At 63.7% G+C, this 15080-nt stretch carries 12 protein-coding genes; 7 read left to right on the forward strand and 5 right to left on the reverse strand.

The genetic code is table 11. The features are described from left to right. Positions 1-98: 98 nt before the first annotated feature. Positions 99-1451: an MFS transporter gene (locus R8871_RS13935; protein WP_175050986.1), complete on the reverse strand. Its 1353-nt coding sequence runs from the start codon at positions 1449-1451 to the stop codon at positions 99-101. A 7-nt stretch (positions 1452-1458) separates the two neighbouring features. Next, a complete protein-coding gene (locus R8871_RS13940) occupies positions 1459-2145 on the reverse strand; it encodes a DUF2848 domain-containing protein (RefSeq protein ID WP_175050987.1) in 687 nt (228 codons plus the stop codon). A gap of 209 nt (positions 2146-2354) precedes the next feature. Between R8871_RS13940 and R8871_RS13945 the strand changes: the two genes are divergently transcribed. From R8871_RS13945 to R8871_RS13955, 3 genes are all read left to right on the forward strand, one after another. Next, positions 2355-4112 (forward strand): cation:proton antiporter, encoded by a 1758-nt coding sequence (locus R8871_RS13945; protein ID WP_175050988.1) that lies wholly within the window; start codon positions 2355-2357, stop codon positions 4110-4112. Positions 4113-4283: 171 nt separating this feature from the next. After that, positions 4284-5795, forward strand: coding sequence for a gamma-glutamyl-gamma-aminobutyrate hydrolase family protein (locus R8871_RS13950; protein ID WP_175050989.1), 1512 nt, complete (start codon positions 4284-4286; stop codon positions 5793-5795). Positions 5796-6262: 467 nt separating this feature from the next. Further along, a complete protein-coding gene (locus R8871_RS13955; protein ID WP_175050990.1) occupies positions 6263-6979 on the forward strand; it encodes a DUF2968 domain-containing protein in 717 nt (238 codons plus the stop codon). Positions 6980-7111: 132 nt separating this feature from the next. Here R8871_RS13955 and R8871_RS13960 read toward each other — a convergent pair whose 3' ends face one another. Continuing rightward, positions 7112-7636: a GNAT family N-acetyltransferase gene (locus R8871_RS13960; RefSeq protein WP_175050991.1), complete on the reverse strand. Its 525-nt coding sequence runs from the start codon at positions 7634-7636 to the stop codon at positions 7112-7114. Between the two features lie 310 nt (positions 7637-7946). Between R8871_RS13960 and tcuC the strand changes: the two genes are divergently transcribed. Then, complete coding sequence (gene tcuC, locus R8871_RS13965; protein WP_175050992.1) at positions 7947-9248, forward strand: MFS transporter; 1302 nt, start codon at positions 7947-7949, stop codon at positions 9246-9248. Between the two features lie 103 nt (positions 9249-9351). On the opposite strand, the gene R8871_RS13970 is transcribed toward tcuC, so the two are convergent. Further along, the gene (locus R8871_RS13970) at positions 9352-11199 is read right to left on the reverse strand and encodes a tetratricopeptide repeat protein (RefSeq protein ID WP_175050993.1); all 1848 of its coding nucleotides are present in this window, start codon (positions 11197-11199) and stop codon (positions 9352-9354) included. A 138-nt stretch (positions 11200-11337) separates the two neighbouring features. Here R8871_RS13970 and R8871_RS13975 point away from each other — a divergent pair, with 138 nt between their 5' ends. The 3 genes from R8871_RS13975 (at position 11338) to R8871_RS13985 (ending at position 14803) form a co-directional block, all read left to right on the forward strand. Further along, on the forward strand, positions 11338-11685 hold the full coding sequence (locus R8871_RS13975; RefSeq protein ID WP_246287560.1) for an ArsR/SmtB family transcription factor: 348 nt from the start codon (positions 11338-11340) through the stop codon (positions 11683-11685). Further along, complete coding sequence (locus tag R8871_RS13980; RefSeq protein WP_246287561.1) at positions 11682-13010, forward strand: cation diffusion facilitator family transporter; 1329 nt, start codon at positions 11682-11684, stop codon at positions 13008-13010. The genes R8871_RS13975 and R8871_RS13980 overlap by 4 nt, the downstream gene beginning before the upstream one ends. A gap of 68 nt (positions 13011-13078) precedes the next feature. Then, positions 13079-14803 (forward strand): FAD-dependent monooxygenase, encoded by a 1725-nt coding sequence (locus R8871_RS13985; RefSeq protein ID WP_175050995.1) that lies wholly within the window; start codon positions 13079-13081, stop codon positions 14801-14803. 21 nt (positions 14804-14824) lie between these two features. Here the strand turns inward: R8871_RS13985 and R8871_RS13990 are convergent, their stop codons facing one another. Beyond that, positions 14825-15076: a formate dehydrogenase subunit delta gene (locus tag R8871_RS13990; protein WP_054037242.1), complete on the reverse strand. Its 252-nt coding sequence runs from the start codon at positions 15074-15076 to the stop codon at positions 14825-14827. Between the last annotated feature and the right edge of the window lie 4 nt (positions 15077-15080).

Below are 15080 nucleotides of genomic sequence, written 5' to 3' on the forward strand. Positions count from 1 at the left end.
GCGGACGGCGCCGGGTGGGTGGTTGCTCTCCGGCGCCGTTCGCGTATGACGCGTGCCTGGTTCTCACACGTCACAGCAATCACGGAAATCCTGGCGTGTCAGGCGCTCCTCGGCGTCACCGCCGCGGCGTGCTGCACCTTGACGCGCGGCATCATCAACGTGACCAGCCCGCCGACGATCAACGCCCCGGCGATCAGCACCAGACCGAAGGTCACGCTATGCGTCGCATCCTTGACGATGCCGAGCACGTACGGGCTCACATAGCCGGCCAGATTCGCAATCGAGTTGATCACGGCGATGCCGGCCACGGCTGCCGTGCCTTGCAGGAACGTGGTGGACATCGACCAGAAGATGCCGAAGCCCGCCAGAATACCGATATAGGCGATCGACAAACCGGTGACGGCGAGCGGAATCGAATTGGTCACCGAAGCACTGCCGAGCAGGCCCGCCGCGCCGATGAAGCAGCACACGGCGTAGTGCCAGCGCCGTTCACCCGTGATATCCGATGAGCGGCCGATCAGGATCATGCCGATGCCTGCCGCGAGATACGGAATTGCGGTGACGAAGCCGTTGGTGACGAGGTTGGTCACGCCGAGATCCTTGACGATCTGCGGCAGCCAGAACGAGAAACCTGCATTGCCGGTGACGAGGCAGAAGTAGATCAGCGTCAGCAGCCAGAAGCGGCTCGAGCGCAAGGCGACCTTCAAGCTGTGCTCGGCGCCGGCTGCCGCAGCGGCCGTATTTTCGCGCGAGAGGCGGGCGAGGATCACGCGCTTTTCGTCGTCGGTGAGCCAGGCGGCTTCGGCCGGCGTGTTGCGCAACACGGCGAGCGCCCAGAAGCCGGCGAGGATCGACGGAATGCCTTCGATCAGGAACATCCACTGCCAGCCGCGCAAGCCGTGCGCTTCATGCAGCGCCGACATCAGAAAGCCCGACAACGGTGCGCCGATAATCCCAGCCACCGGAATCGCCGCCATGAACACGGCGACCATCCGCGCGCGCCGGTCGGACGGAAACCAGAAGGTCAGATACAGCACCACGCCCGGCACCAGTCCGGCCTCGGCGACGCCGAGAAAAAAGCGCAGCACGTAGAACATCGTTTCCGAGCGTACGAACATCATCAGGCACGACAGCAGCCCCCACAGCATCGTGATGCGGGCGATGGTGGCGCGTGCGCCGAACTTCTTCAGCAGCAGATTGCTCGGCACTTCGAACACGAAATAGCCGAAGAAAAAGATCCCCGCACCGAGTCCGTACGCCGCGTTCGAAAGTCCGAGGTCGCCGGTGAACTGCAGCTTCGCATAACCGATGTTGACGCGGTCCAGGTAGGACAACACGTAGACGAGAAACAGGAACGGCATGATGCGCCAGGTGATCTTGCGCAGGGCGGCGGCTTCGAGCCACGCGTCGGAAGACGCGTCGGCGTTGGCGGATAGCGAAGGGGGATTCATGAATGCCTCATTCGACGATAGGTAACGCGTGCACGCGATAGGCGTGGCGCAGCGTGCGGTTCAGGATGGGGTCGTGCAGTTCGAGTTCGAGCGCGTCGCCGTCGGCCATCCCGACGATGCCGCCTTGGACCGCCAGCGTGCCGCAGAACATCGCGGCGCCTTCTGCCACGGGCGCGCGTTCCAGCAGATCGGCGGCGGGCAGCAGTGAGGCGACGCTGCCTTGCTGATAGACGCGCCGCTCGCCGTTCTTTGTCACCGCGAAGGCGCGCAGTTCGAGTTGATCCCAGTGACCGGCGACATCGTCGAAACGCCATGCGTCGCGTGCAACCGGTTTCGGGCAAACCTGTTTGGAGACCGTGACGCCGTAGGCCTCGACTTCGCGGTCAGTATGGTCGGAGCCGATGGTGACAAGCAGCCCTGCCTTTGTGCGCACCAGCACGCACTCGGCTTCACCGCTGGATTTCACGCCGACCACGTCGATCAGTTCGGCCTGCGTCAGCAGTTCGGCGCCGAGGCGGTAGAAGCAGGGCGTGGTGGACGGCCGCTTGACGCCGAGTTCCGCCAGTTCGGCGATGTGATGCTCGATCGCCGCCTGATCGCGCCCGGCCCAACCGGCGATCGTCAGACGATTCACTTCGGCGATATCGGCGCGACTGTCGCCGGAACGATCTACAACATTGAAGGACACCTGCATCACTCGACTCCAAAGAAAATATGCAGCAAATATTATTGTGATATTTCACAGGTGTCCAGCGTGTCAAAAAAGTTTCGGGTCAACGGCTCCGCCGCGAGGTTGGCGATCCGCCCAATCCCGCGCCCTTTCGACGTTTGCGCGATTTGGTGCGTCGCACGAGTGCGTTACACTGCGTTTTTGAGACATTACTTTTTGTAAGGGACATATCCATGCATCACGGCATCGGCTTCATTCAGGATCTGGCGGTCGTGATGGCGCTCGCCGGCGTCGTCACCGTGCTGTTCCATCGCCTGAAGCAGCCGGTGGTGCTGGGCTACATCGCCGCGGGCGTGATCATCGGGCCGTACACGCCGCCGTTCCAGCTGATTCACGACGAGCAGACCATCCAGACGCTCGGTGAACTCGGCGTGGTGTTCCTGATGTTTTCGCTCGGACTCGAATTCAGCTTGCGCAAGCTGTTCAAGGTCGGCGCGACGGCGATCGTCGCGGCGCTCTCCGAAATCGTGCTGATGCTGTGGATCGGCTATGAGATCGGCAGCGCGTTCGGCTGGAGTTCGATGGACTCGCTGTTCCTTGGCGCGATTCTGGCGATCTCGTCGACGACCATCATCGTCAAGGCGCTCTCCGAGTTGGGCTTGAAGCGCGAGAGCTTCGCGCAACTGGTGTTCGGGATTCTGATCGTCGAGGATATTCTCGCCATCGCGATGCTGGTGCTGCTTTCGGGCATTGCGCAGACGGGGCAGTTGAGCGCGGGTGTCGCCGTCGTGACGCTCGGCAAGCTGCTGCTCTTCATGACGGTCTCGTTGGTGGTGGGCATTCTGCTCGTGCCGCGCGCGTTGAACTACGTGGCGCGCGCCAAGAGCGACGAGATGCTGCTCGTGTCGGTGCTTGGCTTCTGCTTTGGCTTCTGTCTGCTAGTGGTGAAGCTCGATTACAGCATTGCGCTCGGCGCGTTCCTGATCGGCGCGATCATGGCCGAGTCGCGCCATCTGCATCGGATCGAGCACCTGATCGCGCCGCTGCGCGATGCTTTCTCCGCGATCTTCTTCGTGACGATCGGTCTAATGCTGAACCCGGCCGTGCTGGTCGACTATGCCTGGCCGATCGCGGTGATTACGGTTGCGGTGATCATCGGCAAGATCGTGTCGTGTGGGCTCGGCACGTTCCTCGCGGGCAAGGATGGGCGCACGGCGATGCGGGTTGGCATGACGGTTTCGCAGATCGGCGAGTTCTCGTTCATCATCGCGTCGCTCGGCCTGACCTTGAAGGTGACGAGCGCGTTTCTATATCCGATCGCGGTGGCCGTCTCCGCTTTGACCACGCTTTTCACGCCCTACCTGATTCGTGCCGCCGATCCGCTGACGCAGCGTCTCGGGCAGGCGATGCCACGCACGCTCGTCAACGTGTTCGGCATGTACGGGCAGTGGTTACGCAGTTTGAATACGGGAACCGGCGAGCCGACTCTGTTCAGCATGACGCGGCGGATCATTTTGCAGATCGCCGTCAATCTTGCGCTGGTCGCGGCGATTTTCCTGATCGTGTCGTATAGCGCGCCATACACCAGCACCTGGCTCGGACACTGGATGAGCTCCGAGCCGATGCAGCGCGTCGTGCTGTGGAGCATCGCGCTGGTGCTGTCGATGCCTTTCCTGGTCGCGGTTTATCGCAAGACCAAGTCGCTTGCTTTGTTGCTCGCCGAGGTGAGCGTTCAGCCGGCGACGGCGGGGCGCTTTACCAGTGCGATTCGTTACGCCATCTCCGACCTGGTGCCGGTGGTCTCGATGGTCGGCGTGTTTTTGCTGGTCGCGGCGCTATCCAGCAGCATCCTGCCGCCGACGGGGCTCCTGACCGTAGTGCTGGTGTGCGCTGCGTTACTGCTGGCGCTGGTGTGGCGCTGGTGCGTGAAAATCCACGCGGCGATGCAGATCGCCCTGCGCGAAACGTTCGAAGAACAGCCGGATCCTTAAGTTAGACAATCTGCCTCCTGGACCGCAACAACGCCGCAACAACGCCGCAACGATGTCGCAACAACGCCGCAACAATGTGAGCAATTGTGTGCGGGTTTGCCGGGCTTGCCGCGCTAGCGGATAATCAGGGCATATTCATTCGTTCGCGTGGAAGGCGCCTGTCTGACTGTCATGAGCGAAAACAAACCTGAAAACGCCGGCCAGCCCGGCAGCCCATCGTCGCCTCCGGCGGCGCCAACGCCTCCAACGTCGTCAACACCGTCTGGCGCAGCCCCCGGCGCGTCGAAACCCGACGTCTTGCCGCCTGAGCCGGCGACCACGTTACCGCTGTCCCACGAAGATTCCATCCAGTCGCCGATCAAGGACGTCGTCACGCCGTCGGCTGCATCGCCCGCTGCCGAGGAAGCCGCGGCGAGGTCGTCGACCGACGACCCTGACAGCGCATCCACGGTCACCCCCACCGATGCGCAAACGGCGCGCCAACGCGACGCGGCTGAAGCACGCAGCTCAGCGGCTGCATCGACCGCACAGCAGGAAGCCGAGGTTCACGAGCGCGCGGCACGCAAGGCGGGACAGGCCTACAAGACTCCCGCGACACGTCCCGGCACGCTCGGGAGTAGCGAGCCGCTCGCCGGTGAGTTGAGCGCACCGGCTGACGAAGCCGCCCTCACCGCAAACGAGGAAAAGACGGAAGAAGCAGCCGCTGGCGCCCGTCGGGCCGGCTCGCCGCCGCCGGGTTTCGGCGCCGCACCTGACTTCACCGCAACGAACCCGCCGCCGCCGAATGCGTTGCCGCCGTCGCCGCCGCGCTATCTCAAGCAAAGCGATTCGGCGTGGACGGTGTTCGGCCGCATCATCGCGGCGCGCGCGCGTCAGCTGTTCGATCGCGCGGGCCAACGGATCACGCAGCGCACGCTGCGCATCGGCGTGTCGGCGCGTATCTTCCACCCGGAACCGGGCGCAAAGGGACTGCGGGGCAAGACGCTGCAATACCTTGAGGAATCGATTGCGCACTGGGTAATGTCGCGCGACGTGCTGGTGTTCATGATTCCGACGGTCGGCCATCAGGGCATGCTGCACCCGAGCAATATCCGTTTGCGCGACTACGCGAAGCATCTTGACGGTCTGCTTCTGCAAGGCGGCGCGGATGTCTCGCCGCAATCGTACGCGGAACAGGCGACGAGTCCCGAGTGGCCGGGCGACCGTGTGCGCGACATGTACGAGCTGGAACTGCTGCATGAGTTCATCGAGTCGGGCAAGCCGGTGCTCGGCGTGTGCCGCGGTTGCCAGTTGATCAACGTGGCGTTCGGCGGCACCTTGTATCAGGACATCGCCACCGACGTGCCGACTGCCGGCGCCCACGTCAATGAGAACTACGATCAGCATCGGCACAGCATTCATTTTCCGGACGGATCGACGCTGGCCAATATGTTTCCCGGCCGGCGCGAGGCGATCGTCAATTCGATTCACCATCAGGCGGTCAAGACTATCGGCCGCGATCTGAATATCGAGGCGGTCTCGGCGTCGGATGGCATCATCGAAGCGGTGCGCTATCGGCGCGCGCCGTTTGTGATGGGCGTGCAGTGGCACCCGGAGTTTCATCGCGCGGGCGGTCCGGAACTGCTCGATTGCACGCCCTTGCTCGATACCTTCCTGCGGGTTGCGCGCGAAACACGGTTTTAAGGGCACGCCTTCGAGGCGTGTTTTCGAGTTTCGAGTCCGGTCTTTCAAGCACGATTGTCACGAGCCGCTGCCATGTTTGGCGGCGGTGTCCCGTGAGGTTGTTGTCCTACTGCGGCTTTCCGTTCATCTTCGCTCCGGTGTCAGGGCAGCGGCGGTTTGTGCGCCGTTCATCGGCGGCGCGTTATTACGCTACGTATCTCCATATTTCCCCTCTGCATGATGTTGGATTCGCGCGAACGTCATGCAGATTGGGAAACGTCTGCATGAGTCATGCGCGAGTCAAGTTGTCGCGTTTTTGTCCTATCTGAAATCTTTTATTTCGCGACGGATACGTCTATCCGGCCAAATCATTCGTTATCGATTTATCTCGATTTAAAGTCCGTCAGCGAGACGCTTGAATGCTTCGCTTGACGACTAATCCGCGCGATAATCCAAGGCTGTTTTGGATTTGCATGGAGCATGCACGTATGAAGTACCCCTTAATTGTACGGCGCGCCATGTTGCTCGCAGGCTCGTGTGCGCTGTTGCAGCATGGTGGTTTCGTACTGGCAGCGCAAAGCGACGAAACCGCGCCCATGGTCGGCACGCGGCCGGCCATCAACACGCTCACGCCGCAACCGGTTGCGGCTGCGCTGCGTAGTGCGGCATCCGCCACGCCGGCTACCGTCAGCGATCCGCAAGGCAATGTCGCCGAACTGATGCAGATGATTCACGATGCGAAGCTGAGCGAACTGCGCACCACGTACAACGGCAGCTACGGCGCAAGTCTGTTTTTCTATCCGCAGGAAATGACGTATTACGTCGCGCTTTTTCAGAACAAGCATTTCTGGCGCGTAATCAAGTCGGAAGACGTAGGCCGTGCCGAAGCGGTCTATGCAGGATTCGTCCAGCAAACGGCGCAACTCGCGGACGTCGAGATTCGCCGTACCCAGTTGCAGGCGCAGAAGGCTTACATCGAGGACATCATCGCGTTATCGGAAGAGCGCGCGAAGCGCTTGCAGGCCGATCTCGACGTCGCGCGCACGCAGCAGGCCAAGGTCAACGACTACCAGCGGCAGGCGCAAGGCGAGGCGGCGGCGCTGCACGCGGAAAAGGAAAAGGCACAGGCGCAGTTGCGTCAGGTGCAAGGCGAAGTGATGCAGTTGCAGCGCCAGACCGAGTTCGGATTGCCAACGCAGAAGTAGGCGTAAGAGCGTAGAAAAACCGGCCATGAAGGGCCGGGCTCAGACTGCTGATCAACCCCGCGTTTTTCGGAGCGTGGGGTTTTGTTTTTTTGCGCCTCGCATTGGACGACGATCAAACCAGGCGCACGTGGCTCATCGATCCAGCCGGTACACGTAGCGCAACGCGGTAATATCCACGCCGCCCATGTGATCCGGTTCGGCGCCGACGAACTGCCAGCCTTGCCGCTCATAAAAGCCGATCGCCGGCGTGTTGCCTTCGAGCACGTAGAGATACAACTGCGTTTCGCCTTGCGCGCGCGCCCAATCTTCGGCGGCACGCATCAACAGCTTGCCGACGCCGATGCCCTGGTGCCCTGGCAGCGCATGCAGGTTGTCGAGCAGGACACCCCACGCGGACTCCGGCTGCCGTTCGACGCAGACAAAACCGATCGGCTCGTCCGCGAGCTCGGCGATCAGCACGATGCGACGCTCGCCCCCCGGCGCGCGCAGGCGCGCTTCCCAATAGGCCGCGCGCTCCCGCGTCACCTCGCCGTCGAGGAACGCGTCCGGCAGCAGGCCGCGATAGGTCGCCTGCCAGCTGGCGCTATGAATCGAAGCGATCAGCGCCGCATCCGCGAGGGTCGCAGGGCGCAACGAAAGTGCGTGGGAGGTTTGCATCGGGATGGTGGTCAACGGGAATGGGCTGTCTGCGAAAAGTCTACCGCAAGGGTGGGCAGGTGTTGTCTGTAATGAAACTGTATGGAATACGCGACAGCGCCAGGAACGGTAACATTACGTGTTGCGGGTTCCCGGTATTTCACAACGTTTACCCTGATACCGCGCAAATGTGTTCAGCATGAAAATGCAGCGCCCCCGGCGCGTTCTAATAATTGAGTTGCCCGCGGCATCCGCTTGCCGAACGCAGTGGATCGTTTCAACTGCCTGAGCGCCGCCGGTCTGCGTGGCGACAGGCTTATCAGAGAATGTCATGTCTACTGCGTCACACGCCACGTCTTCATCCGAAGAATCCAAAGTCAAGACAGTTTTCCGTGTGGTCAGCGGCAACTTTCTTGAGATGTACGACTTCATGGTCTACGGCTATTACGCATCCGCGATTGCCAAGACCTATTTCCCGAGCGGCAACGAATTCGCCTCGCTGATGCTGTCGCTGTCGGTATTCGGCGCGGGCTTCCTGATGCGGCCGCTTGGCGCAATCGTGCTGGGCGCTTACATCGACCATCACGGCCGGCGCAAAGGCCTGATCCTTACCCTCGGCCTGATGGCGCTCGGCACCCTCACGGTCGCGTCGATACCAGGCTACGCCACCATCGGCGTGCTCGCGCCCGTGCTAGTGCTGGGCGGCCGGTTGCTGCAAGGCTTCTCCGCCGGGGTTGAACTGGGCGGGGTGTCGGTCTATCTGTCGGAGATCGCCACCAAGGGCAACAAGGGCTTTTATTGCGCGTGGCAGTCGGGCAGCCAGCAGGTTGCCGTGGTGTTCGCCGCGCTGATCGGCGTGGTGCTCAACAAGGTGCTGCCGGCTGACCAGATGACCGCCTGGGGCTGGCGCGTGCCGTTCCTGATCGGCTGCCTGATCGTGCCGTTCCTGTTCCTGATCCGTCGTTCGTTGCAGGAAACCGAGGAATTCAAAGCGCGCAAGCATCGTCCGAGCATGGGCGAGATCATGAAGACGATGGCCGCGAACTGGGGCATCGTGCTGGGCGGTATGGGCATGGTCATCATGACCACCGTGTCGTTCTACATGATCACGGCCTATACGCCGACCTTCGGCAAGGAAGTGCTGAAACTGTCGTCGATCGATACGCTTGTCGTGACCGTCTGTATCGGCTTGTCGAACCTGATCTGGCTGCCGCTCGCGGGTGCGTTGTCGGATCGCGTCGGCCGCCGTCCGGTGCTGATCGCCTTCACGATCCTGACGATCGTCACTGCGTACCCGGCGCTGCAATGGCTGGTCGCCGACCCGTCGTTCGCTCGCCTTCTGGCGGTCGAGCTGTGGTTGTCGTTCCTGTACGGCAGCTACAACGGGGCGATGGTAGTGGCGCTGACCGAAGTGATGCCGGTCGAAGTGCGGACCGCAGGTTTCTCGCTGGCTTACAGCCTGGCTACGACGATCGGTGGCTTCACGCCGGCCATCTCCACGTTGCTGATTCACACCACCGGCAACAAGGCCGCGCCTGGCCTGTTCCTGGGTGTGGCGGCGATTTGCGGGCTGATCGCGACGCTGATGCTGTATCGCACGCCGGAGTCGCGCAACCAGTATCGAGCGGCTTAAGCGTTACTGTTCAGCCGGACAAACAAAAACCCCGCGCTCGTGAGAGCGCGGGGTTTTTTCTTGAGCTTTGCGTCGGCAACCGGTTTCGCTGAATCCGGCCCGGTCAGCCGCGGCGCAATTCGTTCGCCACTGTCTCCACCACGTCGCTCCACGCGCCGGGTTGCGGCTGACGCAGCAACGTTGCGCCCGGATACCACGGACTGCGCGTCTCGCCGACAAACCAGCGCCAATCCGCGGCGAACGGCAGCATGATCCATAGCGGCTTTTTCAGTGCGCCGGCGAGGTGGGCGATCGACGTATCGATCGACACGACCGCGTCGAGCCGTTCGATGATCGCTGCGGTATCCGCAAAATCGCCGATCCGCTTGTCGAAGCGATGAATCGACGCCGCGCGCGGATGCGCGTCGAGCGCCGCGTGTTCTTCGGCGCTCAGTTCAGGTTGCAACACGATCCAGTCGATCCCTTCGAGCGCGAACAGCGGAGCGAGCGCGGCGAGCGGCATCGAACGGGTTTCATTCTGCTGGATGCGTCCTGACCACGCGATGCCGATCTTGCGCTTCGCGTGACCGCCGAGCGAGCCGCGCCATTTGCGGCCGTAAGGCGGCGGCGCGCTGAGGTAGGGCGTGCGCTCGGGAATCGTGTCGTAGGTTGTGCCGAGCGCGAGCGGCAAGCTCAGCAGCGGACATTGCAGATCCGCTGCTGGGCGCGGTGTGCCCTGGGCGATCAGCGTCACGCGCCACGCTTGCGCGGCGGGTGCAAGCAGTGGCAGCAGTTGCGGTTGCACTTCGAGCACAACGCGTGCGGCACGCTGCGCGGCCAGTGGCACGAACCGGACGAATTGCAGCGTATCGCCGAAACCCTGCTCGGCATGAACGAGAAGCGTACGTTGTTCAATCGGCTCGCCGTGCCAGCGCGGCAATGTCTGAATGACCGGCTGCGCGGTAGTTTGCAGCCGCCATTCATACTCCGGCAGCCCACGTGCGAAATCGCGCAACGCGAGCCAGGCAAGCGCGCGGTTCATGTGTGCGGAGGCGAGATCGGGTCGCAAGCGCAGCGCCTGATCGAACGCCCGCACTGCCGCGGCATGCGCGCCCAGTGCCTGGTGTGCGGTGCCGAGACTCAGCCATGCGAGCGCGAACTGCGGATCGAGGCCGACCGCGCGCTCGAGATACGGCAGCGCTTGTGCATGGCGTCCCAGCGCCGCGAGCGCGTTGCCGAGCCCGAAGATGGTGGGCGGCAGATTCGGCTGCAAGGCGAGCGCCGTCTGGAAAGAGGCGACCGCTTCTGCGTGGCGGCCAGTGGCGTCGAGCGTATTGGCGAGATTGAAGTGTGCGGCGACGAAACGCGGTTCGGCGGCCAGTGCCGCCTGAAAGCGCGGGATCGCCTCTTCTGCGCGGTCAAGCGCGTTCAACGACATGCCCATGTTGTTGAGCGCACCCGCATGCCCGGGGCGAAGTTCGAGCGCGCGCTGGAACGACGCGATCGCCTCCGTATGCCGGCCGAGCGCGTGCAATGCATTGCCGAGATTGTTATGCGAAGACGGGTCGTTCGGTTGCAGGCGCAGCGACTTCTCGAAAGCGTCGGCGGCGTCTTCGTGGCGGCCCACCGACGCGTACGCATTGCCGAGGTTGTAGTGCGCCATCGGAAAAGAGGGCGCAAGCGTCAGCGCATTGCGGAACTGTTCGATGGCGTCGTCGATCTGGCCGAGCGCTTTCAGCGCATTGCCGAGATTCAGTTGCAGCGCGGCGTCTTCCGGGCGCAGGTTCACCGCGCGCCGTACCAGCTCGGCGGCTTCTGCGTGCTGGCCCTGCTGGTGGCGCAGGACGCCCAGCAGGTGCAACGCATCGACGTGCACGGGGTTGCCCTCGAGCGTCGCGCGGTAGCCGCGTTCGGCGTCGTCGAGGCGGCCGTCACGATGCGCCGCGAAAGCGCGGTCAAATACTTGTTGCATGACGGAGGGATGGCATTCGGGTGAGGCAGAGGCCGCATTTTCCCACACTCGCCGGGCTGGCCTCCAATTTGACCTGTTGTCCCGATATCTATAACATATGAATGCCTGTTCATATGTATGTCAATGATGCCGCTTGCCATGGCTTCCGCTATCTCGCCTGTCAGTTTCGAAGACCGTCCGGTGGAGACGATCGTGCCGCTGGCCGACCTGTTTCGTCTGCTTGGTGATCCGACGCGTTTGCGCATCGTGCTTGCATGCGTTGACGAACGGCGCGCGGTCGGTGCGATCGCGGAGGGGCTGGGTCTGTCGCCGTCGCTGGTGAGTCACCATTTGCGGCTGCTGCGTGCGGCTCGGATCGTGCGCGCGGAGCGGCAGGGCAAGCAGGTGTTCTATCTTGCCGCCGACCGCCACATCAGCGCGATGCTGGCCGGCATGCTCGAGCACGTCGCCGAGCCGGCCGGCGAATTTTCTTTGGACCCGTCATGAAGAAAATCACCACCCCGCACCGGGCCGCCGAAGAGCGCGAGGACGACCACGCGCCCGTGTGGCTCGAGGGGGAATTCGATGGCATCGATGGCGAAGATGCGCAAGGCGACGAGAAGGGCGGTGATGCCCGCGATCGAGGCGAGCTTCGGCACGGAGCGGGTCGTCCGGAGGCAGGCGATGCGCGTGAGAGCGGCTCGCACGGGCACGAGGCGCATGAGCGTGAGGCAAGCACGCACGGTATTCGCGAGCCGGGCGCGCATGATCACGGCGCGGACCACGGCCACGGCGCGGACCACAGCCACGGCGCCGACGGCCATAGCAGCCACGCCGACCACAACCACGGCAGCCATGCAGACCACAACCACGGCAGCCACGCCGGCCACAACCACAGCGCCCACAACCACGGCAGCCACGGCAGCCACGCCGGCCACAGCCACGCCCACGCACCCGCCCCAGGCCACGGCCGCGCCTTCGCACTCGCCGTTGGGCTGAACGTAGCAATCGTGCTGGTTCAAGCCGTCTACGGTGTAATCGCGCATTCCACCGCGCTGCTCGCCGACGCCGGCCACAATCTCTCCGACGTGCTCGGCCTGTTGCTCGCCTGGGGCGCAACCTGGCTCGCCGCGCGTCGTCCGTCAGCGCGCTACACCTTCGGCTACGGCAGTTCGTCGATCCTGGCGTCGCTCGCCAATGCGGCGTTGCTGCTGTTCGCGTGCGGCGTGATCGTCGCCGAGGCAATCGGACGCCTGATGAATCCGGCACCCGTCGCAGGACTCGTGGTGTTCGTCGTCGCGACGGTCGGCGTGGTCGTCAACGGCTTCTCGGCGTGGCTCTTCATGCGCGGCCAGAAGGAAGATCTGAACATTCGCGGCGCGTTCCTGCATATGGCCGCGGACGCCGCCATCTCGGCGGCGGTCGCGATCAGCGGCCTCGTCATTCTCTATACCAACTGGACGTGGCTCGACCCGGTGATGAGCCTCTTCGTGGTCGCGGTGGTGGTGGTCGGCACGTGGGGCCTGCTGCGCGATTCGGTGCGCATGGCGCTCGACGCCGTGCCGCCCGGCGTCAATCTGCAGGATATCCGCGACTATCTCGGCGGACAGCCTGGCGTCACCGACGTGCACGACCTGCACGTCTGGGCGCTGTCGACCACCGGCAATGCGCTCAGCGCGCATCTGGTGATGCCGGCAGGCCATCCCGGCGACGAATCGATCGACGCCATCGTCGTCACACTGCGCGAACGTTTTTCGATGCAGCACGCCACGCTGCAAGTCGATCTCGGCACCACCGAGCATCGATGCGCAATGGATCATCCCCACGATTGATGCAGCGCACCGTTGAGCGGATTATGGGCGGCGTACACTAGAACGATCTGTTGCCTCCGGAGTCCCGCATGGACGCTGCCGCACACGATGCGTCGCCGGTGCTGATCGTTGGGGCGGGTCCGACCGGGCTCGCCGCGGCAATGAGTCTGGCGCGTGCCCACATCCCCGTGCGTCTGATCGACAAAGCGCTGCAACCGAACCCGTATTCACGGGCCATCGGCATTCAGGCGCGCACGCTCGAACTGTTTGAACAGCACCGCCTGATCGAGCCGTTTCTCGACCTCGGTCATCGCGCACGCATCGCCAATCTTTTTTCCAATGGCATGCGTCTCGCGCGACTCGATTTCGATCCGCTGCGCACGCGCTATCCCTATCTGCTGTTTCTCGATCAATCCGTAACCGAACGTTTGCTGACGGAGCATCTCGCGACGCTCGGCGTGACGGTCGAACGCGGCGTTGAGCTGATGATGTTCGTGCAGGGTTCCGCCAGCATTCAGGTGACGTTGCGTCGTGCGGACGGCCATACCGAGACGCTGCGCCCGTCGTACGTGATCGCGGCTGACGGCGCGCATAGCACGATCCGCCACCGGCTCGGCTTGAGCTTTGCGGGCAGCACCTTCGAGCAGACGTTCCTGCTGGCCGATGTGCATGCCGAAACCGATTGGCCCGAGGACGAATTCCATATCTTCGCGTCGGGCGAGGGTCTCGTCGCACTGTTCCCGATGGGGCATGGCCGTCATCGTCTGATTGCGGACCATCCGGTCGAACCGACTCCGGTCCCGCCGCCGGCCACGCCCGCGGTTCTCGGCGAGCCGCCGCTCAACCACGTCTCGCCGCCTTCGCTCGCGGAATGCAAGACGCTGGTCGCCCGGCGCGTGCGGGAACGCGTCGACGTGTCGGAGCTGGCATGGTCGTCGTATTTCCATCTGAACAGCAGAATGGTGGAGCGGCTGCGCGTCGGCCGCATCTTCCTTGCCGGGGACGCGGCCCACGTACACAGCCCGGCCGGCGCGCAAGGGATGAACACGGGCATTCAGGAAGCGTTCAATCTGGGCTGGAAGATCGCGCGCGTTCTGAAAGGGGCGGCGCCTGACCGTCTGCTCGACACGTATCACAACGAACGGCATCCGATCGAGCGCGACGTGCTGCGGCAAACGGGCTTCATCACGCATATGGCCGAGGCCGATCATGGACCGCTGAAGCTGCTGCGCGAGCGCGTGATGCCGGTGCTGGCCGCGCTCGGTCCGCTGCGCGATGCGGCGCGTATGACCATCAGCGAGTTGTCGGTCCAGTATCGGCGCAGCCCGTTGACGCTCGAACGCCTGCTCGACGGCGGCCCGCGTGCCGGCGAGCGCGCGCCGGATGCGCTAGTGCACGTAGTGGATGGGCCGCTTGGCCGCGCGCCGGGTGTCGGTTGCATTTTCGATCTGCACGATCCGGCGTTTTTCTCGTTGTTCCTGCTCGTCCCGCCGCTGGCCGTCGACGACACGCCGCTCGATCCGGCCGCGAAGCACGCATCGCCGCCGGACCCGGAACTGGAGCGGCTGGCTGCGGAGGTCGAGAGATTGCTGCCGGGTGCGGTTCGCATCTGGCGCGTGACGGATACGAGCGGCGAGGGCGGCCCGGCGCTGTCCGAATCGTATGGGCGCACACGGCCGTCGTTCTATCTGGTGCGGCCGGACGGTTACATCAGCGCGCGTGGACGCACGGGGTCCGACCTGCACGGCTTGCTGCGGCACTGCGAAGCGTGGTTCGCCGTGGGTGGGGTGATACCGGAGCAGGCGGCGCTGTGAGGTAGCGCCGCCTGTCTTCGCTTAAACCGCAGCCGCAGCAGCCGGCGTCAGGCTGTCGCGATGCTTGACGAGCGCTTCCCTGACGATGCCCGACATCTCGACGCCGCTCGCATCCGGCTCATCGAGCGCCGCCAGCAAAGCGCGCCGCATGCGCGGCTCCCAGAAGCGGCGGATATGATCGGCGATGCCGGCGAGTGCTTCCTCACGGTCCGGCATCGAATCGAAAAAATCGCCGATCCGGTTCGCCATGTCGATCAGATTCTGACTGTCCATGGCT

Source organism: Paraburkholderia sediminicola (assembly GCF_902859805.1).
GTDB lineage: Bacteria > Pseudomonadota > Gammaproteobacteria > Burkholderiales > Burkholderiaceae > Paraburkholderia > Paraburkholderia sediminicola.